Raw genomic sequence first — 23077 nt, 5'->3', positions numbered from 1 at the left:
GGGTTCTTAGAACCTGAGATAAACGTCATGGTGGTATTCCCCACAATTCATTATGAAACTCCTCGATTTAGAGCATCGAGATATCAAAACGGCCAATGCATCCGGCGAAAATTGGGTGCGCCCAGAGGGACGGGGAATACAGCCCAAGAAGGATTCAAATTAAAATAACTAATTATAAAATATTCAAAGCAATGAAAAGAATAAGAAAATGCATAGAATGCGGAAAAGAGTTTGACGGGCGTACAAATCAAAAATATTGCACCCAGGAATGTAAAATGGCTACCGCAAATAAAAATAAAAGTGATGAATTTCCTGTTATTAATACTAAAACTGAAAGTGATATACGGTTGACATTACTTTCAAAGAAACAAACCCCTGAATTGATTCCAATTACGATCCACTATGCTCCAAAGGAAATAGAGATGCTTGAAGAACAAGCTGAGAAATGTGGTGTCAGTACTTCTCAGTATATCCGTATCCGATCACAAATGTGTGAATCAGATGTAGCTGCTCTAGAAGAAATAATAGAAAAACTAAAATCTGAGAATGATGATATGAGGATTAAACTGAGTTTTTATAAACACCGGATAAATCCGGCAATAACGAATGAGGATGGGATTTATATCAGTATGAACAAATCGCAAAAGAAATTCCTGGTTGAAAAATATCTTGAAACCCAAGATACTTACATGGAAGCTGATATATACAAATTACCCGATGGTAAATTGACAAGTAGTCATCTTGAATACCTCGAAACCCATGAGAAACATTCACCTGGATTTGTTGAGAAGCGGCTCCAATATAGTATTCTTCTAGATTATTTATTCGGTCTTCAGGATACTTTAATTGAAGACTTTGGTTACTTTGATGAGGATTTCGAAGATATTCCTTTAGATGAAGCGTTTGCTAGATTGGGTAAAGAATAATTTTAGCAAAAAGTTATTATAAGCCATCCTCTGGGGTGGCTTTTTTTTTCAATAAAATCAAAAACACCCATTTAATGTAAGGAAGACGGCAAGCAAATCTATGTATATTACTGCAACAGGGCACCCATCACCCTAATTAATAAACATGAAATATTGGGCAAACTATAGTATATTTACACTTACAAATCAATTGATGCTTCATCATGACAAGACCTTCCAAAGAACCACAAAAACACATTAGAAGTAATCAGCAATTGCTATCTGTCAATATTGATGGGGCTCTTCTAGACGACATCAAAATGCTGGCACAACACGAAGGGTGCAATCTAAGTGATTACGTTCAAAAGATATTAAATGAAAAAAGAAACAGCAAATCGCCTGAAACGCTCGCCTATTGGAGACATGGACAAAAGCAAATATCTTGATACCGATGCTAAAAATTACATATGCACTGCTTGTCACGGTACTTTTAGCTGACGATTTACACTTTTCCCAGTAATTAATCAACATTAAAGGGGGGGGGCTGTATGAAAAAAATAATTTTATTTGTTGCAACAACAGTATTATTTTGCTTTCAAATTTCTACAACTTTTGCACAACCAGGAATTGAATGGCAAAAATGCTTGGGTGGTATTTATAATGATTGGCCGTTTGCTATTCAACAAACGCTTGATGGCGGCTATATTGTGGCAGGATTTACTCAGTCGAATGATGGAGATGTTTCAGGGAATCATAATCCTTGTGGACATTGCAGTGATTATTGGATTGTAAAGGTTAATATTTCAGGAAGTATTCAATGGGAAAAATGTTTGGGCGGTACAAGTGATGAAGTGGCAAATTACATTGAGCAAACCAATGATGGCGGATATATTATTGCAGGATATACGGTATCAAATGATGGAGATGTTTCTGGAAATCAAGGAGATGGGGATGTTTGGGTTGTGAAACTTGATTCTGCCGGAAATATCCAAAAGCAAAAATGTTTTGGAGGGACACAATTTGATTATGCATCTTGTATTCATGCAACTGTTGATGGTGGATATATTATAGCGGGATATACATTTTCTAATGATGGGGATGTTTCTGGTAATCATGGAAGTCAAGATTTCTGGCTAATAAAAATAAATTCCGAATGGAATATCCAATGGCAAAAATGCTTAGGGGGCACCCAAGATGATTTGGCGAAGTCAGTTCAACTAACATCAGATGGCGGATATATAATTGCAGGTTACACAACATCCAATAATGGTGATATTACGGGATGGCACGTTGGATATTATGGTGGTGGAATTCCTTATCCTGATTGGTGGGTAGTGAAAGTAGATTTTTTGGGAAATATTGAATGGCAAAAATGTATAGGAGGGTCAAATGATGATAGAGCCAATTCCATTTTGCAAACTTATGATGGGGGATATATTGTTGCAGGAGCGACCAAATCAAATAATGGTGATGTTTCAGGAAATCATGATGTAATTGGCATAAATAATGATTTTTTAATTGTAAAACTTAATTATTCAGGCAATGTTCAATGGCTAAAATGCCTCGGTGGAAACGGAAATGATTGTGCAAATTCAATTCAGCGAACATTTGACAATGGATATATTATTGCCGGATGTACTAACCTTAATGGTGGTGATGTGTCAGGTTGTCATGTGGGATCTACTAATGATTGTTGGATAGTGCAAATTGATTCAGTCGGAAATATAAAATGGCAAAAATGCCTGGGTGGCTCAAGTAATGAAAATGCAAATTGTATTCAACAAACAAATGACGCAGGATATATACTCGCCGGCCCGACATACTCAAATAATGGAGATGTTTCGGGAAATCATGGAGGGTCTAATATGGGAGATTATTGGATAGTGAAACTCATTCCTGACTTAACACTTGCTTTAGATGAAATAGATGCTGAATTGAACTTTAATTTATTTCCTAACCCCGTTATTAGCAATCTTGGAATTAACCTTCCACAAAAATCCGTAATAGAAATCATCAACCTACATGGCCAATTATTAAAAACAATAAACCCAACAGAAAATCAAACGACTATTGATATTTCAGACTTTGCAAGAGGGATGTATTTTATTAAAGTGACAAAAGATAAAGGAGTGTTAACAAAGAAATTTATAAAAGAATGAAACGCCTATAGTATATTTACATTTACAAATCAATTGATGATTGTCAGACCCATAAACAATTTCGCTGAAATTATAAACATAAATAAAACAAAATGAATATAGACCAATTAATAAAGAAATTTAATAACGCCCAAGAATCGTTGGTTATTCAACAGTCAGATTTTTCTCTTGAAACATTATCTAGAATGGTAATCAACAACATTGTCGACCTAAATCCACATTACCAAAGGAGAAATAGATGGACTGTAGACAAACAATCTAAATTGATAGAATCATTTATTCTAAATGTACCTGTCCCACCGATTTATTTTTCTGAAGACGAGTACGGAATTTATAGTGTTATTGATGGTAAACAGAGGTTGACTTCAATACATGATTATTTATCTGATTCATATAAATTAAAAAACTTGGAGGTCTTTTCAGAATTAAATGGCTTAACTTTTTCCGAACTACCTAATCAAATTAAACATGCTTTATCTATAAGACCTTATATTAGAATTGTTACACTTCTTAAGCAATCGGACCCACAATTAAAATACGAAGTTTTTTTAAGACTTAACACAGGTGGTGATGCTTTAAAACCACAAGAAATCAGAAATGTTGCATTTGATGGCACTTTAAATATCTTATTGTATGAATTAAGTCCGAACGAAATACTAAAACAAAAGCTTAAAATTGTAGACGATTCTTCGAATGCATTCCGTAAAATGGAAGATTTAGAGATGATTTTAAGATTTTTCGCATTATTAAATTTTTGGGACAACTTACCTAATCAAAATATATCAAGAGTATTAGATATTTACATGCAAGAAAATAGGAATCCGAATCAAAATGAAATAAAACGTCTAAGGGAAATATTCAATAACAGTATTCAAATTTGCGAAGAATTATGGCAAGGAAATGCATTCTATAAACCAACTTCGCAGACAACTTTCAGAGAACAACTAATTGCTCCATTATTTGACGCTCAAATGATCGCAGTAGGTAAACTAATAAATGAAGGACATTTAAACCAACTTAGACAAATTAACCATACAGAATTAAGAGTGAGGTTATTTGATTTGTTTCAAAGTAACGAGCAATTTGTCAAATCTGTTACTCAAGCGACAAATAACGCAAGTAATATCAATATTAGAATCAGAACAATGTATGATTTAATAAATAGTCTTTCATAATGCCAACTGCAAAGCAAAATTTTCTAGAGCGACTATTTATAATTGAGAAAACACTATCCACACCGAATATAAGGGATGGATTGCCAACTCAAACTGAACATAACAATATTGCGAGACTATTACGAAATGGTTTGGCCGTTGTTGGTTTCGTAGCACTTGAGGATTTTATTAAAAATAGAACTATTGAAATTTTAAATGAAATAGCTACATCACATATTCCTTTTTCAAACTTGACTGAAGATTTAAGATTCTACAGCATTGTTGATGTATTAAAATCAGTTATGAGAATCGCTAATTTTGAGTCAAATAGAATCGATAAAATATCATTTGTTCAAAATGAAACAAGGATAATATCATCATCATTAAATCCATCTTATGATTTAAATAAGTACACTTTTGGTTTTAGCAATTCAAATATCAATAAAGATGAAATTAGAAAAATTTTAAAAGCTTTTAATATCAGTGACAGTTGGAATAAGCAAACTGCATTAGCTTCTATAATCGGGATTACAAGTTTACCACTTGAGAATTCATTCACTAATGCTGCATCAAGAAGGCATCAAGCCGCACATGACACATCATCAACAATACCTATTGGTGATTTGATTCAATATATTAATGAAGCTATCGCAATTGCATTAACTTTTGATGCACTATTATCTCATTCAAAAACAAAACTAATAAATGATAACACAGCCTTTTTATCTAATACAACAATAATCGACCAAAACTCCATTACAATGAGTTTCATTAAAAAAGAAACTAATCGGTGGAAATATAAAAGGAGAGGACGTTTGAATGCAGTTAAAACTGAAACTGACAAAAACAATCTTTTAACAACAGTTGTTCCGATTTCACAAGCAAATAATGAATGCTTAATAATATATGACGAATCAAACAAAATTATTAACTGGTATACATAATTATAACTACAGCTAGCTCTGTATATGAGTAAGCGGCGGTAGTACCGACAAGGGACACATAAAGGTCATACTTTCACCGGGCGACATGGGCAAACATGCCGCCACCTCAAACACATAATCGTTAGCGGTAAGTTTAACAATAGAACACATTCACTAAATAACATAGAGATGAACAAAATTTCAGGACTGAAAATTAGCGAAGCTGAGTATGATTTACCCAATAATAAAGGGAAAGGTAAAATAGCCGTTTTAATGTATAATGGAGGAGCTGACCCTAAGAAAGTTTTAGACTTCGCGGTAAGTGTATATGTTCAAAACAATGGTTTTCACGAGTTGATAGATGCGCATTTAGACAATCCATGGATGCGTGTTTTGCTTAGCGATATAAACAACTTGACGCAAAGAGGCTTTGATGCAGACGAAGATCGACTAACTAATTCCGTAAAATAAGAAATGATGGAAGACGAAATTAAGAAGGCCGAAAGATTAAACGCAATTGTTGATGCTGTTTGTTATTGGTTGGGCTATCAATTTAAAATTGGACGAGACCAACTTATCCATGAAGCAAGTCTAAGATATCCAATTGCAGACACTATAACTGCAAAGGGAATTGCAATAAATAGAGTTATACTGGAGAAACTTCACCCTATTTTTAAAAAGAAATATATTGATTTGGTAATTTTTGACGAAACAGTTAAGGAACCAGCAACAGAAAAAGATGACAAGAAATTAAAGGAGGTGTATGAGTTTAAAGTTGCCAAAAATGATACTAGTAAAGAATATAAAGACGAACATCAACGTGTTTTCAATGATATTAATAGGCTTGCATATTATCATTTATGGAGCAACAAAGATTGTTATTTCTTAATGTGCGGTAAATATGAAGATTTTAAAACATATTTCGTTGGTCAAAAAAGTGAAATTAAAAAAGAAAAGAATAAGCTCATAGCCCCAGTTAGAAAAATAACTACTGTGCAACAGGGGCATGCTCTGACAAACACAGAACAACCTGACCAAGAAAAAGTATGGAAACCAGAAGGTACATACAAAGATTGGTTTGGTTTTCAAATTGAGGAAGTGAAGGAAATAGAATTTAATAAGACTGACAATACAAAATTTGGATTGAAACCTTTTCAAGCGAATTATAAAGTAAGAAAAACTCAAACACACAAATATTCAGAGACATTAAAAATTAAAACAAAATGTGTTGCTATTACACCAAGTGGGCTTGAAAATATAAAGACACATGCAGCAGGAATATGGAAAATAGAAGCTGTTAAAGAAACAACAAACGAATAAAACTTACCCCTGAAATTGGACGGTTGCGTTCAGGCGGGGTGTGGCTCGTAGAAAAGGAAGCAGGAACCTTAAAAAGTAATGTTTCGTAGATAATTAAAAATTGGAAATAATAGTAATAGCCCTTGAACATTAGTAGCAACTATATAAAAACACTGACTCACAAAGAACAAATAAAGAAACTGAATATGAATATAATCGTTTACAAAGAATAATCGAGATAAGTTATCCAGATACAATTTACAGAGGCGAATTCATATTAAACCAAATAGTTATATTATGAAAATTGAACGGCAATTACAAGGCACTTTAAACACAGTTTTTACAGAACTTATTAAGGAAAAGGGGCTGGAAGAAAAAATAATGCCTTATGCAGTTATAGAAGAAGAGAGAGCAGATATTACTTTAAAAAACAAAAGTGGGAAGCCAATATTTTTTATTGAACTTAAAGACCCGACTGCCAAGGGCGGTAAAAGCGTTTTTGATAGTAGCGTTCTAATGCGCGAAGTAGAACGAGCACAACGATTAGAGATTAAATATTTTGGCAATTGTAATTTTTTGGCTTGTGCATTTTTTGACAAAGACAAACTGTTTGAAAAAGCAAGTGTCAATGAAGGTTTCTTTACTTTGACTGATATTTCCCGCCTCAGTCAAAGTTATACGCCTGGCAAAGAAATTCTAAACAAACTTCGCACCATAGCTGAATTTTATCTTGATCGGGCTATTGAAGTACTTGAAAAAAGAACACCCAAGTTTAGCGACCTAGATGAACTTTTCATTTTCAAAATCCGCAAACTTATTGAAGTTTATGCGCACCCAATTAGCAATAAGGTTTGGGACAAATACAAACACAACAAATCTTTTGAAAAGGAAATTCAGCTTTACGCACAAAGCCAATTATGGAATAAGCCTTCAAGTTTTGAAGAAATTGAAAAACTCACACACATTAGTGTGCTTATGCTAATTTCAAAACTTATTTTTTACAAAACGTATGTAGATAATCAAACTTATCATGCTTTATCTCCGATGAATGTTCCCGATTCAGTCAACACGCCTGATGATATGGAGGAACTCATTTGGAAATACTTTATAACATTCCAAGAAGTCACTGGAAATTTTGAATTGCTTATTGGAGAGCGCTCCGACATTATTTTCAAAATTCCATTTGTAAGTGATGCAGTCATTGATTTAGTAAACGAAATTCTTGATACAGAAGGTCACTATAATTTCAGTAAAATTCCTTTTGATATTATCGGGCGAATTTTTGAAGAGCTCATTCGTGAAGATGAACGCCATAAATTAGGACAATATTTTACGCCACCCCATGTAATTGATTTTATTAATGCTTTTGTTATTCACAAAAGTAGCGACAAAGTTTTTGACCCCTCATGTGGCTCTGGAACTTTTTTAGTGCGAGCGTATGAGCGCAAGAAACATTTATGTGCCGAAGAAGATGAAGCCGCAAAACATGATATTTTACTTGATGAAATCTACGGTAATGATTTATCAGGTTACCCAGCATATCTAAGTATGCTAAACCTTGCCATTAGAAATATGCGTAGAGCAAGCTATCCTCGTATAATTAACAAAGATTTCTTTGCAATTTATGAAAAGTCAAGCATTACATTACACAACCAGGAAGGGGTTGAAGAAAAAAGACCGTTACCAAAATTTGATGCCATCATAGGAAATCCACCTTACACCCGACAGGAAGATATTGGAACAATGCATGGCACAGTGAGTAAAGCAAAAATACAAACCCTAATAAAATCTGAATGCGGTTTTGAACCTTCACAACGCACTTCCATTTATGCTTACTTCTTTTATCACGCAAGTGTATTTTTAAAAGACCGTGGTTATCTTGCTTTTATATGCCAGAATAGTTGGCTTGACACTGATTACGGAATTGATATGCAACGTTACCTCCTGCGCAATTATGAAATAGTCGCTATAATTGACAGCGAGGTTGAGAGATTTTTCCCTACTGCTTCCGTTAACACAACAATAGTAATTGTCCGAAAGCAGCGTAATGAGGAAGCAAGAAACACAAATACTGTTAAGTTTATTTATTTATATTCAACATTGGCTGATACAATAAAAGACTACAAAGGAGTAAGCAAACTCTACAATATTATTAAACACACTAATGAAAGTGAGAGTAGCGATTATTTTCGTTTAAACTGTATTCATCAGGAAACACTTTCAAAATTCACCAAGTGGGGTCAGTTTTTAAAAGCGCCACAAGTTTATTTTGACATAATGGAAAGGGGAGCTAAAAAATTCGTTCCGTTAAAAGAACTAGCAGAGGTGCGATTTGGAATTAAAACAGGGTGCAATGATTTCTTTATTGTAAAAGATTTAACTGATACAGCAAAAGATAAATTGATTCCGTTAGCAGTCAATAATATTCATGGACTTGAAACGATTAAACAGGTTCGTAAGGAAAACCTTCGATTAGTCGAAAATGGTTTTAATGAGTTGTGGTTAATTGAAGAACAATTTTTATCTTCAATCATCACAAGTCCGAAAGATGTAAAAACATATTCTGTAGAGCCATCAACTTTGCACTTCAAACTTTTGTCTTCAGAAGAAGAGAAAAAAGATTTGCGGAATGCTTTTCCCTACTTATATGAGTATATCAAATATGGGGAACGAAAAAGCATTCATCGCGGCTCTACTCTCGCTAATAGAAAAATTTGGTATGATGCAGGTAAAAGGCAATTACCAGACTTGTCTTTCAGTTACATGATTAATGATTTTGGGAAAACTTTCAAGGGGGCAGTTCTAACGAATAACAATTTTCACAATATTTATTCGCCTAAAAATTCAAATACAATTTGGTTTTACATGAACTCAACAATCAATTGGTTAGTGCAACAATTGATTATGCGAACCAATTTAGGTGATGGTGCTGGTAAAATTGAAACCTATGATTTAGCAGCATTACTTATACCAAAAATTGATTTGGCAGATTTGAAAATTAATCTTGGCGAAACGAAAAATTACAAAGATGAATTAGGCACATTAGAAAGTATACAAACTGTAAACCCTGAAAGAATAAAATTAGATAGTGCAATACTTGAAGCCATTGGTTATAAAAACAAAAAGGTACGAGAGGATATTTTGTTTGAACTTTACAAAGCTACCTACAAACTCATTGATGCGCGATTGAGAAAAGCACAAAGTTTAAATGGCGTAAAGTCTCAGCGCAACAAAGTTAAATTTAGTGTTTATATTGAGCAGTTAAAAGAAATGCTTGTAGAGGGAAAATATGAAGCAAAAAAAACATTAAAATTTGCGAAAGAATTAGAAAAACTTATTCGTGAAATAACCTCAGAAAGTAAACTAAAAAAGAAAATATTTGATGCATATTGGAAAGAAAAGTTTAAAGAAATCTATAATGAAAAGAAAATTGTAGATAGTTCTCAAATGAAACTTTTCTAATGAATATTACATTCGTTTTCCTCAAAACGAAGACAAAACGAAATAAACTAGGAATGAAGGAAATCAAGCTTGAATTTATGAATTGTTTGAATATAACATAATCCGCGTTTGGACTTTATGAAAAAAATATTCACATCAGACAAATGGAAACAACACCAAGAAAGCAAAAGTGCAAAAGCACTTCGCAGAATAAGTCATATAAAATCAAGAGAGCATAAGAAGAACAAACTAATAGAACAACAAAGGAAAAAGAAAAGAGAAGAGCAAAGAAAACTAAGGATCGCATCCCTACCGTCGGTAAAAAGAAATCTGAAACCTAAAAACCCTACAAAATATAAAAATCTTCCTTCGCCGCCTAACTTTTCATTTATTAATAATACTGAAAATATTCTTGACTATTTTAATCTGGCTGAAAAAACAATTAAAGATAGGAAACAAGTAATTTTTGATATTTCAGAAATCACTGACTTAACTCCGGATGCAATTACACTTTTAATTGGCAAAATAAACGATAAAAATTTTAATCGGGGCATCCAGATCACTGGAAACGCGCCGAGGGATGAAACTCTAAGGACTATTTTTATTGAATCAAATTTTTATGGTTATGTTCACAGCAAAATACCAAAATACAATAAGGACACGAACTTACTTCTTCATAAAGAAACCCATAATAAAGTTGAGCCTAGGATAGCGAAAGAAGCCTGCTTAATAGGGATTAAACATACTTTTAAAAATGAAGAAATATATGAACCTCTTTATGATATTTTAATTGAGGCAATGCAAAATACAAATAATCACGCTGGTCTTGATACAAGTGGAAAAAACGCTCTAAATATCCAGTGTGCGCCGCTCCAAATTGACCACCTCGCGCCGGTGTAAATTGACCACCCTACGCCGCTCCAAATTGACCACCCCTAAATTACGATAATTTCCTTGCTGATCAGCGAGCATTTATAATTATGTTGACTTTGTTCAAACAAATTATAAATGTCAAATAAACTAATCGTTATGAGCAAGGTAAGAAACATTATCAAGCTTTACACCGAAGGTGTAAGTAAAACGTCCATCGGGGAACGGACAGGGCTTCCCCGCAATAGTGTCAAGAAGTACATCAGGCTATTTCTGGCCTCGGGCAAGTCTACTGAGGAAATCAGAAAGATGAGTGACACGCAGTTAGAACAGTTATTTCTGGATATGGTTCCACGCAGCCATATCGAGGATGATCCACGTTACATGGCCTTGGTTGATTTTTTTCCAGTGATGGAAAAAGCGCTCAAATGTCGCGAAAACACGAAGGAGAAGCTGTGGCAGCAATATTATGCACAACACCCGGATGGTTATCGTCTGACTCAGTTTAAGGGTCATTACCTCCGATGGCTTAAAGTCCGCAACCCGGTCATGCATATAGAGCATAAAGCGGGAGAAAAAATGTATGTGGATTATGCAGGACAAAAACTACATATTTTGGATCCGGAAACCGGGGAAGAAGTTCCTGTAGAAGTCTTTGTAGCGATACTTGGTGCCAGTCAGCTTACCTATGTAGAGGCTAGTTATAGCCAGCAGAAAGAAGACTTTATCACATCCTGTGAAAACGCCTTGCTTTACTTTGGCGGTGTTCCCAATGCCATTATTACGGATAATCTGAAATCCGCAGTAATTAAGGGTAATCGTTACGAACCTACTCTGAATGAGGCATTCCGTGACTTTGTTGGCCACTATGCAATGGCTGCGCTTCCTGCAGCTCCCTACAAACCTAAGCACAAGGCGCTGGTTGAGGGTGCCGTAAAAATCATTTATCGCACCATATACGGCATTGTGAAGGAACGGGCATACTCAAGCCTCGAACTGCTTAATCAGGCGATCAGGACGGTCCTTGAGGAACATAATGGCCGCTTGCTGAAAAATAGACCATTCAGCCGTCGCCAGCTGTTTGAAGATACAGAGCGCCATACTCTCAATCCTTTGCCAGAGAAAAAGTATGAAATGAAGCGGCGGTATATCGCCACTGTAATGAAGAACAATTACGTCTGTCTTGCTGAGGATAAGCATTATTACAGCGTTCCCTACCTTTTTATCGGCAAGAAGGTGACACTGCTATACAGCCAGTCGGAAGTTGAAATATACCACCGTTACGAGCGTATCGCGGTGCACAGGCGGAACAGGCACATGTTTGGCCATACCACAGTAAATAAGCACCTTGCTTCTCAGCATCGCTTTATGGGTGACTGGAACCCTGAAAAATTTATTGAACGTGGCGAAGAAGTAGGCCCGGAAACGAAAGAATATATCATCCAGTTGTTACTTACCCGGCAGCATCCCGAACAGACTTACAGGTCATGCCAGGGGGTTTTGAGCTTCGTTGCACGTGTTGGCAAAGTTCGGCTAAACAACGCTTGTCGTCGTGCACTGCAATATGGCGATTACAGTTATCAAACCATCCGTACCATCCTTGAAAAAGGGTTGGATGACCAAGCCATGCTCGATGATCCCGATGATGATCCTTCAATGCCACCGCACGATAACATCCGCGGCAAAAACTATTACCGATAAATCTCTCCAGTGCCGGGCGCCGTACCGGCGCCCGGCACTGGACATTGTTTAACTTAAAATCAATTAAAATGAATGAGCAAACTCTTCACAAAATGAGACAGATGAAGTTCTTCGGTATGGTTCGGGCGTTCCGAACAAGCATGGAGAATGGCAGCACATCAAAAATGACTGGCGATGAAATGGTATCAATGCTTGTTGACTCTGAATGGGACGACCGAAACAATCGTCGTATAGAGCGACAAACACGCAATGCCCGCTTTCGCTATAAAGCCAACATCGAACAAATGCACTTTGATTTAGAGCGCAACCTTGACAAGAACCAGTTAATGCGCATGGCAGAATGCACCTTTATTCAACGCAAAGAAAACCTTCTTATCACGGGTAGTACCGGCATCGGGAAAAGCTATATCGCCTCGGCTATCGGCAATCAGGCCTGCACACTCGGTTATAAAGTACTCTATGCAAATGCAACAAAGCTGTTCTCCAAATTAAAGATGGCCAAGGCCGACGGCTCCTATATCCGGGAAATAGCAAAGATAGAACGGCAGGATCTTCTCATACTTGATGACTTCGGCTTGCAGCCACTCGATGGATATAGCCGATCAGTACTTATGGAAATCATCGAGGACAGGCATGGAAACCGTTCGACCATTATCACATCTCAATTACCTGTTCCCCAATGGTACGAGGTCATCGGCGAGCAAACAGTAGCGGATGCCATACTCGATCGCATTGTTCACGATGCTCACCGCATGGAACTCTTAGGGGAATCACTGCGAAAGAAACCAATAAATAAAATAAAGGAACATACTGAAACAGAATAATAATTTTTTATATTTGTATAATGCCAATCAGAACAAGGAAATTGTCGTTTTTAGGACATCAACAAGGGTGGTCAATTTGGAGCGGCGTGGGGGTGGTCAAAATAAAACGGCGTAGACTGGTCAATTTAGGCGGCGTATCCAGTACACCAGTAAATTTAAAAAAATTGGGGATTTAGCTTCAAAATCATGGATAAGAAGCTTATAGAATTTATCAAACGATTTCCGATGAGCAGTCCTGCAATTCTTTCTGGAATTACCGTCAACAAACATAGACTTCAATGGAGAATATTCAAATGTCCTAATGTAATATTGTATGTATATTCGTATGTGGCAATAATATTAAACGCCTGAATAAATTGATATTCAGGCGTTTATGTTTTGTATCAGCGGAGAGAATGGGATTCGAACCCATGGTACCCTTGTGGAGTACACACACTTTCCAGGCGTGCGCCTTCGACCACTCGGCCATCTCTCCGTGGTCATTGAAACAGGGCGCGAAGATATAAAAAATCATAGACAAAACCCGGAAAAAAATCGAAGATTGAAGCGTAACCTGATTCCGCTCAGCGCAAGCGCTGAGAACGTTCAGATTTTACAAACTTAAGTTTCATCACAGCCATAACGATAATATTTGCTGCCGCCAATACGTAAAGTGAATTCAGAATACCGAGGAAAGGCACCAGCAAACAGACCGTAAGCAACGCACCAATAGCCGAACCGGCCAGATCAGCTGCATACGAATTCCCGGCAGCAAGACGTAAATTGTCCTTCTGCAATGCCGCCGCTAGTCCAAACTGCATTCCCGCTATTAAACCGGATACAAGCGTCAGTACCATGATAACAATCAAAGCAGGTATACCGCCTGTATGCAAAAACATCAGCGCAAGCGCAATAATAATGCAGTACACTCCTACAAGCAGCTGCATCCAAAGATAGTGTGCAGTACTTACCGATGTCCGTCTTGCTGCAAGTGAACTGCCTATTGCAAGTCCTGCGAAAAAAACCGTAATCATAATTCCCGCTGCCTGATATACGAAGCCATATATCACCTGAAAGGCCATCATCAGCAGCAACTGTGACGATGCCGAGGTGTATCCGGTGGTAAACAACCCAAGCGATAAAGGTCTCAAAAATATAAGCGCTCCAAGGCATACAGCCAGTATTACCATAAAAAATAATCGAAAGCTGCTGTTAAATAAACTCAGCCATACCTGCACATCCACAAAATACAATACCGGTTTGAAATCGGTATCAACAGGCGCATTGAGGTCAAGACGTTTTGTCAGTCGGGCAGCATTTTGCTGCAACATCACATCATCAATATAATTCGCATTCACATAAAGATTCGTGATACCCTTATGCTCTGCCATCTGCCCAAAATCATACAGGCAAACCGAATCGGAGGCTATGAAATAATTGCGTTCGCCGGGTACAATGATTACGTTTGCAAAAGTAGTTTTGAGCGTATTAAATAGAATGGAATTCAGTTGCTTCGCCGCAGCATTCATATAATTAGCGCTCGGTGGAAGTCCGGTTGATAACACAGCTCCGGGGTTCAGGATTCCTTTTACTTCAGCAAAAAACTCCTTTGAATAATAACGATTCAGTTGTGCGCTTGAAGGCTCAGGCAGATTGATAAGCACCGCATCATACCGATTGTCGGTTTCACGAATAAACATACGCGCATCGCGTGTGATTATATTTACTCTTCCATCGGCAAGCGTAGGATTATATCGAAGAGCCAATGCAGCCAGCACAGGATTCAGCTCCACATAATCAACCTTCGCATTCTTGTATTTCAGCACCTCTTCTGCCATTCCCCCGATACCGCCGGAAATTAGTAAAACCTTTGCAGGATGATGATGCTGCAACAAAGCATAATGCACGGCTTCTTCTTTTTCAATAATGTTATTGGTAGAAAAAAGCAAGGTTCCGTTTTCAAAAAAGTTATGCTGATGCAGAGTCTCTGTAATGACAATTTTACCGTAAGGTGTATCTTTCACGTAGGTGATATCCTGCTGCGGATACAGTTTTTGCAGGCATTTCCGGTAAATGCCGGTATGTAGAATCAATGCAATAAAACCGGCAGCAACAACAACAAGCGCTACCGCAATCATCTTTTTTTTCTCAAGCATCAGGAAATAAAAACCTGCACAAGCATTAATGACAACCAACAATAACAGGCATTGCATCGCATCCAGAAAAAATACGAATACGATATTGAACAGTAATCCACCCACAATGCTGCCGGCCGATTCATATGAATACACACGTGCAAGCACAGTTCCGGCTTGAATAGTTGTAAGGTGCCGGCAAAACAAGGTGAATAGATATCCTGACACAACACAGACAGGAAGCAATAATAGGGCACAGCAAATTACCATCTCGGCAGGTCCTGTCATGGTGCCGGCAATGAATACGGAATTTTTATAACCGTTTAAAACCAGTATGGATGCGATAGCAAATGCCACTGCAATTAAAAGAAGTGCAGGTATTGCAACACCTTGTGTTTTGATATTTCTGCCAAAGCGCCCAAGCCAAGCTCCAAGCCCCGTAAGCAACATCCAGCATGAAAACAGTACCCCAAGAACCAGCTCGTTGCCGTTAAAAACACACAGAAACTCACGCAGCATTACCGTTTGAATAATGATGCTGCTCATGCCTGAAACAGCGGTTATAAAAAAACCTGTGCGCAATTGCTTTTCCATGTAAGAATATTCCAATGCAGGTTTCAAAAATAATCTAATTGTGCTCAGCTAAACAAAAACGCTTTAGATTTTGAATACATTTTCACGCCAATACTGTAATTTTGCCATTGTTTCGTACTAAAATTTAATGCCGGTTCATTATGAAAAAACTCTTTTTTGCAATTTTCGCATTGATTATTTCCTCAGGCCTACAGGCACAGCAGCTCAAGTTGGAAGACATTTTTTACAGCTCCAAATATTATCCGAGAAGTCCCGGTGAAATCATACATATGAGCGACGGACAGCATTACTGCACGCTCGACAATGCTACCACCATCAGCATGTTTGAATACAAAACCGGAAAAAAAGTAAAGACACTGGTTGAAGGTGACCTGCTCATACCCTCAGGAACTTCGGCACCTCTCGAAATAGAATCCTTTGTTTTCGGTCAAGATGAAAGTAAGCTGATTTTTAAAACGGAATCGGAACCATTGTACCGCTATTCAGAATTTTCGGAATACTATGTACTTGACCTTAAAGTAAAATCGTTGAAACGAGTATCAGACAAAGGAAAACAGCGCATCGCACATTTATCTCCCGACGGAAATAAAGTGGCTTTTGTTCGTGACAATAATATTTTTATCAAAGATCTGCGCGATGAAGCTGAGGCTCAGATTACCTCTGATGGCAAATGGGACAGCATCATCAACGGAACTACCGACTGGGTTTATGACGAAGAATTTGACCTTATTGACGCGCTGTATTGGTCGCCCGACAGCAAAAGTCTGGCATTCCTGCGTTTCGACGAAAGTCACGTAAAGCAATTTACACTGACCAAGTACGGTGAGCTATACCCCGAAAATTTCAATTATAAATACCCGATGGCAGGTGAAGACAATTCCATTGTAAGCGTCTGGGTTTATAATACTGAAGGTTCCGGAAATGATAAGCTCAAAATGATGGACGTCGGCAAGGAAACCGACCAGTATATTCCGCGTGTGATGTGGACTCAGGAATCGGGAAAACTTGCCATTCAAAGGCTGAACAGGCTGCAGAACAAACTTGAGATATTGCTGGCCGACGCATCATCAGGAACGTCAAAAGTTATTTATACGGAAGAAAATGAAAAATACATCAACATCACCGATAACCTGATTTTTCTGAACGATAAAAAACACTTCATATTTACCAGTGATAAGGGCAAATTCAACAATATTTATCTGTGTGGTATCGACGGAACGCAGCTTCTGCTGACAAAAGACGAGGCCGATGTTACAGCAGTTTGCGGTGTTGACGAAAAAAACAAAACGGTATATTATACAATTGCAAGTACACCGTTGAACCGCGAGATAAGAAGCATAAAACTTGATGGTGGTAGTGCAGTGAAAATATCTTCTCAGGATGGAGAAAATACGGCCTCATTCAGCGCCGGATACGACTATTTTATTCATACTTGGTCTGATGCCAACACTCCCCCCGTTGCAACAATTGATGATAACAAAGGGAAGCAGCTCGTGATGCTGGAAAGCAATAAAGGGCTGGCAGACAACCTTAAATATCTGGGTTGTGCCAAAAAAGAATTCTTCAAATTCACAACCGCTTATGGCGTTGAACTCAATGGCTATATGCTGAAACCGGCTGATTTCGATATCACCAAAAAATATCCGGTACTCATGTATGTTTATGGAGGACCGGGCGCACAAACCGTTCTGAATGAATGGGATCACAATTATCTCTGGTATCAATACCTTGCTAAAAAAGGGTATATCATTGTTTCTATTGATAATCGCGGAACGGCCTCACGCGGAAGCGAATTCCTGAAATCAACCTATCTTCAGCTTGGAAAACTGGAAGCCGAAGACCAGATGGCCGGCGCAAAATATCTTACCACACTGCCCTACATTGACGCAGCGCGCATTGGCATGTGGGGATGGAGCTATGGCGGATTCATGACATTGTTATGCATGACAAAATCGCCGGAATATATTTTTAAAGCAGGAGTTGCAGTTGCTCCGGTAACGAACTGGCGCTACTATGACAACATCTACACCGAGCGGTATATGCGCCGTCCGAAAGATAATGAGGCCAATTATGATAATAATTCTCCGATAACCTTCGCTTCAAAGTTTAAAGGAAAATTGCTTATGATGCACGGCACGTTCGATAATAACGTACATATGCAGAATACCATGGAAATGGCCGACGCACTGATTCGCGCAGATAAGCAATTCGACCTGATGCTCTACCCCAACAAAGAACACAGCATATACGGCGGTAAGACCCGGCTGCATGTTTTTACCCGGATTACGGATTTCATTCTTCAGAATTTATAGAAGGGCGCATGAAACAGTCAACGGCAGCTTCTTGCCTTATGTATTAAGATGTTGATGAAAGCGGCAATTGCTTTGAAGTGATACCATAATTTTTACTAATTTTGATGTCACAAAAAAAAAGCAGGATGAATCTTTATTCAGAAATTGACGAAATACGCAACTCGGGCCGCAGTGCCGTACTCTGTATTATTACCGAAACTACCGGTTCATCGCCGCGCAAAGCAGGCTCAAAGATGATTGTCTTCAATGACGGAACCATCAAAGGCACCATTGGCGGTGGCGCCATTGAGTTTCAGGCAATACAGGAAGCCCTTACACTTATAGGCAAAACCGAACCCGTAAAGAAAATTTACCAGCTCGAACAGGATTTGGGTATGCACTGTGGAGGCACTATGGAAGTATTTTTTGAACCCTTTGGTCCTCGCAACAGCTTATATATTTTCGGTGCAGGCCATATCGGTCGGGTTCTTGCCCGGTTTGCTCATGATTTGGGATTCAGGATTACGCTGTTCGATAACCGTCCCGAAATATTCAATGAATTCGACACTTCAGCATATTCGTGTATTGACGGCGACTATCTGGAAAATATTAAAAATACGGCTTTCGACAGCAACACATTTGTCGTAATTGTTACGCACAAGCACATTCATGATGAAGACATTCTGGAGGCCTGCGCCAAAAAAGACCACGCATATCTGGGAATGATCGGCAGCAGAAGAAAAGTGGCCGAAGCCACGAAACGTTTCCTTGAGAATAAACTGATGACAGAACAGCAAATCAGTGAGGTGAACATGCCCATAGGAATTTCAATGAAAGTGGAAACACCCGAAGAAATTGCTATCAGCATACTTGCCAAACTCATTGATGTTCGGAACAGTCAGAAGAAATTAAAATAATATACCGGATAAAATATTTTTGAACATGCCCGATAAAATTAAATTTCTGCTCGATAATCAGATAGTTGAAATAGACTTCAAAAATTCAGGAACCCTGAGACCAACAACTACGCTGTTGCACTACCTGCGCTCACTTCCCGGTCATAAAGGCGTTAAAGAAGGCTGCGGCGAAGGCGACTGCGGTGCCTGTACCGTTGTACTAGGAGAGCCCGGCAACCGCGGAAAAGTAAATTACAAAGCCGTTGACAGCTGCCTGGTGTTTCTTCCGATGATTCACGGAAAAATGGTGGTCACGGTTGAAAACCTTGCTGAAACGATTGGCACCGAAACGCGTTTGCATCCGGTACAGGAAGCTATGGTAAACACCAACGGCAGCCAGTGCGGCTACTGTACACCCGGCATTGTCATGTCGATGTTCGCCCTGTACAAGAATTTTTCGAAGCCTACCAAAGATATGGTACTCGACGGCCTTACAGGTAATCTTTGCCGTTGCACTGGTTATAAACCGATTATTGAAGCAGCGCAGATTGCCTGCAAAAGCGGCGGTAAGGACAAATTCTCAGCAGAAGAAAAAAATATTGCGGCCACGCTTAAAAAAATCGGACGAAGTAAGAAAACGATGGCACTGCTGCATCCTGAGCAGAAATATTACAAAGCATTTACGCTTAAAGATGCACTTCAGGTACTGCTTGACCATCCGAATATTATTATCATCAACGGTGCGACCGATATCGCACTTCGCGTGACAAAAAAACATGAACTTATTCCTGAAATCCTTGATATATCTTCTGTAGAAGAACTGCAAATGCTGAATGATACCGGCGACGCACTTGAATTTGGTGCCGGTATTAAACTCGAAGAACTTAAAAGCATTGCAGCTATTGATTTTCCTGCACTTACGAATATTCTTACCGTTTTCGGCTCTAAACAAATACGCAGTCTGGCAACGGCAGGTGGGAACCTTGGTTCTGCTTCTCCTATCGGCGATACACTTCCGGTACTGATGGCGTACGATGCATCCGTTGTATTGGAAAGCCTGCGGGGCGCACGCACTGCAAAACTCCGTGAATTTGTAACGGCATACCGGACAACCGTCAAACAGCCGGACGAACTCATCACCAGAGTCATCATACCCAAAGTTAAAGACAATTCAATAATCCGCTCTTATAAAGTATCCAAACGCAAAGACCTTGACATTTCAACCGTTAGCGGCTGTTTCAGACTGTTACTCAACAACGACAACACCGTTAAGGAAATTGTACTTGCCTACGGTGGTATGGCTGCCATGACGATGCGGGCAGTAAAGACAGAGCAATTCCTTTTGGGAAAAAGCTGGGTACAGCCAACCGTGGAAGAAGCCATGGAAATACTCTACACGGAATTCACGCCTATCTCCGATGCCCGTTCAGGCGAGGAATTCAGAAGGCTTGCCTCGCGCAACTTACTGCTTCGTTTTTTTCTTGAGATTACAAACTGATAATTACTTTTTGAAAAATAGCTCCTGTTATGGACAACAAAGATTCGAATAAAAATTTCCCGCACGACAGCGCCATCAAACACGTTACTGGCGCATCCGTATATGTAAACGATATGCCCATGAGCGACCGCCTGCTTTGCGGACGCGTTATTTACAGCCCGCATGCCCATGCGCGCATCCTGTCATTCGACATTACTGCAGCCCTTCAATTAAAAGGCGTTCATGCAGTGCTTACTTATAAAGATGTTCCGGGTCAGAACCAGATGGGTCCCATCATTCACGATGAACCCTGCCTTTCGGAAGGCGAAGTAAACTGCATCGGACAGGCTATTTTCCTGATAGCTGCCGAAACAGAAGAAATCGCCATAGCCGCAGAAAAGCTCATCAAAGTTGAATATGAAGTTCTGGAAGCTGTTCTGGATATTGAAAAGTCGATAGCATTGGGCAGCCTGATAGCACCTCCCCGTCGCATAGAACGTGGAGATACGGATGCTGCAATGGCCTCAGCACCTAACCGCATCAAAGGCACACTTCGTACCGGTCCGCAGGAACACTGGTATCTCGAAACACAGTCGGCACTGTGCGTTCCGGGTGAAGACAGGGAAATGACCGTATATGCCTCAACACAAAATCCGACCGAAACACAGGCTATTGTTGCCGAAGTATTAGGCGTCGGCAAAAACGATGTAGTGTGCGAAGTTCGTCGTCTCGGCGGCGGTTTCGGCGGAAAAGAAACACAGGGAAATCATGTGTCTGCATGGGCTGCACTGCTGGCACATGCCACCAAAAGACCGGTAAAAATTCATCTTTTCAGAGATGATGACCAGAAAATAACCGGAAAAAGACACCGCTACCTTTCACATTATGAAGTCGGTTTTGATGATAATGGCATAATCCGGTCGTACATTGTTGACCTCAACGCCGATGCAGGCTGGGCTACCGATTTAAGCATGTCGATATTAGAACGTGCCATGCTTCACGCAGAAAACGCCTATTTTCTTCCAAATGTGCGCATCACCGGTTCGGCATGGAAAACGAACTTGCCCTCTAATACTGCGTTCCGTGGTTTTGGCGGCCCTCAGGGAATTGCCGTCATGGAAACAGCCATCGACCGCATTGGCCGACAGCTTAAGGTTGATCCTCTCGAAATCCGTAAACGCAATTTTTACAAACACGACACGAATAATACAACGCCTTACGGACAGCTTGTTGAAAACAACCGTATTGACGTTATCTACGATAAACTGTCGGTCAGCTCTGAATACGAGCGCAGGCGCAAAGAAGTAGATGCATTCAATGCAGGGAACAAATACGTTAAAAAAGGGCTGGCATTCACACCCGTAAAATTCGGAATATCGTTCACAACATCCTTCCTGAATCAGGCGGGAGCGCTGGTAAATATCTATACCGACGGTACTATTCTGGTGAATCACGGAGGCGTGGAAATGGGTCAGGGGCTGAATACCAAAATGCAGCAGGTAGCTGCAGCCGAACTCGGTATCCCGGCATCGTGGGTAAAGGTGAATGCCACCAACACTTCTAAAGTTCCGAACAGCTCTCCTACCGCAGCTTCATCGGGCAGCGACCTGAACGGAATGGCCGTTAAAAATGCTGTTGACAATATCAAATCAAGACTGAGTGATTTCGTAATAAAACGATTTAACAACGGGCTTGAAGGTGAGCTTTCGCAAAAAGAACAGTTGCTGTATGCTGATGCTGAAATTATCGACATTGCTCATCCCGACAGGAAAATCGGCTTTAAAGAATTGATTTCGCTGGCGTATGTCGGACAGGTTGGCCTGGGAGCAAGCGGTTTCTATAAAACTCCGGGTGTCAATTTCGACCGCGCGGCAGGCACAGGTAAGCCGTTTCATTATTTCTCTTACGGAATGGCCGTTTCTGAAATTGTGCTCGACACACTCACAGGCAGCCACAAGCTTCTCAGAACAGACATCATCCACGACGCCGGTTCATCACTGAATGAAGGACTTGACATTGGACAGGTAGAAGGTGCCTTTGTGCAGGGAGCCGGCTGGGTTACCACCGAAGAAATAAAGTGGGATAAGCTGGGAAATCAGCTGAACCATTCACCCGATACGTATAAAATTCCAACAATACAGGATATTCCGGCCGATTTCAGAGTTGAGTTACTTCAGGGTCATCCGAATGACAATACCATACGTCGAAGTAAAGCAGTGGGCGAACCGCCTTTCATGCTTGCATTTTCAGTATGGCTTGCCATCAAAGACGCCATTGCCTCGGTGGGAAATTACTGTATTGAACCTGAGTTTGGACTGCCTGCCACCAATGAGCTGATACTGCTCGCTATTGAGAAAATAAGGAAGCAGGCGCCCGTAGTTCAGTAATATGCACTATATTTGTGCAAACTTTTCAAGATGAGGTTAACT

The 23077-nt window shown here is 39.3% G+C and carries 16 protein-coding genes and 1 tRNA gene; 15 read left to right on the top strand and 2 right to left on the bottom strand.

Annotated features, from left to right (window positions below):
• Positions 1-191 precede the first annotated feature (191 nt).
• The 11 genes from WCM76_12055 (at position 192) to istB (ending at position 13276) form a co-directional block, all read left to right on the top strand.
• Complete coding sequence (locus WCM76_12055) at positions 192-926, top strand: hypothetical protein (protein MEI6766368.1); 735 nt, start codon at positions 192-194, stop codon at positions 924-926.
• Between the two features lie 354 nt (positions 927-1280).
• Positions 1281-1403: a hypothetical protein gene (locus WCM76_12050; GenBank protein MEI6766367.1), complete on the top strand. Its 123-nt coding sequence runs from the start codon at positions 1281-1283 to the stop codon at positions 1401-1403.
• A gap of 50 nt (positions 1404-1453) precedes the next feature.
• Entirely contained in the window at positions 1454-3064 is a 1611-nt protein-coding gene (locus tag WCM76_12045; GenBank protein ID MEI6766366.1) for a T9SS type A sorting domain-containing protein, read from the top strand.
• Between the two features lie 92 nt (positions 3065-3156).
• A complete protein-coding gene (locus WCM76_12040) occupies positions 3157-4239 on the top strand; it encodes a DUF262 domain-containing protein (protein ID MEI6766365.1) in 1083 nt (360 codons plus the stop codon).
• Positions 4239-5162: a HEPN domain-containing protein gene (locus WCM76_12035; GenBank protein ID MEI6766364.1), complete on the top strand. Its 924-nt coding sequence runs from the start codon at positions 4239-4241 to the stop codon at positions 5160-5162. The genes WCM76_12040 and WCM76_12035 overlap by 1 nt, the downstream gene beginning before the upstream one ends.
• Before the next feature lie 168 nt (positions 5163-5330).
• Positions 5331-5612 (top strand): hypothetical protein, encoded by a 282-nt coding sequence (locus WCM76_12030; GenBank protein MEI6766363.1) that lies wholly within the window; start codon positions 5331-5333, stop codon positions 5610-5612.
• Positions 5613-5618: 6 nt separating this feature from the next.
• Entirely contained in the window at positions 5619-6461 is an 843-nt protein-coding gene (locus tag WCM76_12025) for a hypothetical protein (protein MEI6766362.1), read from the top strand.
• Between the two features lie 276 nt (positions 6462-6737).
• A complete protein-coding gene (locus WCM76_12020) occupies positions 6738-9902 on the top strand; it encodes an N-6 DNA methylase (protein MEI6766361.1) in 3165 nt (1054 codons plus the stop codon).
• Positions 9903-10019: 117 nt separating this feature from the next.
• Entirely contained in the window at positions 10020-10781 is a 762-nt protein-coding gene (locus WCM76_12015; GenBank protein MEI6766360.1) for a hypothetical protein, read from the top strand.
• A gap of 129 nt (positions 10782-10910) precedes the next feature.
• Positions 10911-12452 (top strand): IS21 family transposase, encoded by a 1542-nt coding sequence (istA, locus tag WCM76_12010; protein MEI6766359.1) that lies wholly within the window; start codon positions 10911-10913, stop codon positions 12450-12452.
• 68 nt (positions 12453-12520) lie between these two features.
• Positions 12521-13276 (top strand): IS21-like element helper ATPase IstB, encoded by a 756-nt coding sequence (gene istB, locus WCM76_12005; protein MEI6766358.1) that lies wholly within the window; start codon positions 12521-12523, stop codon positions 13274-13276.
• A 387-nt stretch (positions 13277-13663) separates the two neighbouring features.
• On the opposite strand, the gene WCM76_12000 is transcribed toward istB, so the two are convergent.
• Positions 13664-13751: transfer RNA gene (locus WCM76_12000), tRNA-Ser, on the bottom strand.
• Between the two features lie 88 nt (positions 13752-13839).
• Positions 13840-16011, bottom strand: coding sequence for a fused MFS/spermidine synthase (locus tag WCM76_11995; protein MEI6766357.1), 2172 nt, complete (start codon positions 16009-16011; stop codon positions 13840-13842).
• Positions 16012-16124: 113 nt separating this feature from the next.
• On the opposite strand from WCM76_11995, the gene WCM76_11990 reads away from it, so the two are divergent.
• From WCM76_11990 to xdhB, 4 genes are all read left to right on the top strand, one after another.
• The gene (locus WCM76_11990) at positions 16125-18296 is read left to right on the top strand and encodes a S9 family peptidase (protein MEI6766356.1); all 2172 of its coding nucleotides are present in this window, start codon (positions 16125-16127) and stop codon (positions 18294-18296) included.
• Between the two features lie 125 nt (positions 18297-18421).
• Positions 18422-19192, top strand: coding sequence for an XdhC/CoxI family protein (locus tag WCM76_11985; GenBank protein MEI6766355.1), 771 nt, complete (start codon positions 18422-18424; stop codon positions 19190-19192).
• A gap of 25 nt (positions 19193-19217) precedes the next feature.
• Positions 19218-20669, top strand: a complete 1452-nt coding sequence (gene xdhA / locus WCM76_11980) for a xanthine dehydrogenase small subunit (protein ID MEI6766354.1) — start codon at positions 19218-19220, stop codon at positions 20667-20669.
• Between the two features lie 29 nt (positions 20670-20698).
• Positions 20699-23035, top strand: coding sequence for a xanthine dehydrogenase molybdopterin binding subunit (gene xdhB, locus WCM76_11975; GenBank protein MEI6766353.1), 2337 nt, complete (start codon positions 20699-20701; stop codon positions 23033-23035).
• The last annotated feature ends 42 nt before the right edge of the window (positions 23036-23077 follow it).

This window comes from Bacteroidota bacterium (assembly GCA_037133915.1).
Taxonomy (GTDB): Bacteria; Bacteroidota; Bacteroidia; order Bacteroidales; family CAIWKO01; genus JBAXND01.
Note: the sequence above shows the minus strand (reverse complement) of the source record. Positions and strands in the feature narration are given on the sequence as shown.

What these genes read in the sequence shown, in the direction of transcription:
- WCM76_12055 (MEI6766368.1), top strand. Translation starts at nt 192, where the DNA reads ATGAAAAGAATAAGAAAATGCATAGAATGCGGAAAAGAGTTTGACGGG.
- WCM76_12050 (MEI6766367.1), top strand. Translation starts at nt 1,281, where the DNA reads ATGAAAAAAGAAACAGCAAATCGCCTGAAACGCTCGCCTATTGGAGAC.
- WCM76_12045 (MEI6766366.1), top strand. Translation starts at nt 1,454, where the DNA reads ATGAAAAAAATAATTTTATTTGTTGCAACAACAGTATTATTTTGCTTT.
- WCM76_12040 (MEI6766365.1), top strand. Translation starts at nt 3,157, where the DNA reads ATGAATATAGACCAATTAATAAAGAAATTTAATAACGCCCAAGAATCG.
- WCM76_12035 (MEI6766364.1), top strand. Translation starts at nt 4,239, where the DNA reads ATGCCAACTGCAAAGCAAAATTTTCTAGAGCGACTATTTATAATTGAG.
- WCM76_12030 (MEI6766363.1), top strand. Translation starts at nt 5,331, where the DNA reads ATGAACAAAATTTCAGGACTGAAAATTAGCGAAGCTGAGTATGATTTA.
- WCM76_12025 (MEI6766362.1), top strand. Translation starts at nt 5,619, where the DNA reads ATGGAAGACGAAATTAAGAAGGCCGAAAGATTAAACGCAATTGTTGAT.
- WCM76_12020 (MEI6766361.1), top strand. Translation starts at nt 6,738, where the DNA reads ATGAAAATTGAACGGCAATTACAAGGCACTTTAAACACAGTTTTTACA.
- WCM76_12015 (MEI6766360.1), top strand. Translation starts at nt 10,020, where the DNA reads ATGAAAAAAATATTCACATCAGACAAATGGAAACAACACCAAGAAAGC.
- istA (MEI6766359.1), top strand. Translation starts at nt 10,911, where the DNA reads ATGAGCAAGGTAAGAAACATTATCAAGCTTTACACCGAAGGTGTAAGT.
- istB (MEI6766358.1), top strand. Translation starts at nt 12,521, where the DNA reads ATGAATGAGCAAACTCTTCACAAAATGAGACAGATGAAGTTCTTCGGT.
- WCM76_11990 (MEI6766356.1), top strand. Translation starts at nt 16,125, where the DNA reads ATGAAAAAACTCTTTTTTGCAATTTTCGCATTGATTATTTCCTCAGGC.
- WCM76_11985 (MEI6766355.1), top strand. Translation starts at nt 18,422, where the DNA reads ATGAATCTTTATTCAGAAATTGACGAAATACGCAACTCGGGCCGCAGT.
- xdhA (MEI6766354.1), top strand. Translation starts at nt 19,218, where the DNA reads ATGCCCGATAAAATTAAATTTCTGCTCGATAATCAGATAGTTGAAATA.
- xdhB (MEI6766353.1), top strand. Translation starts at nt 20,699, where the DNA reads ATGGACAACAAAGATTCGAATAAAAATTTCCCGCACGACAGCGCCATC.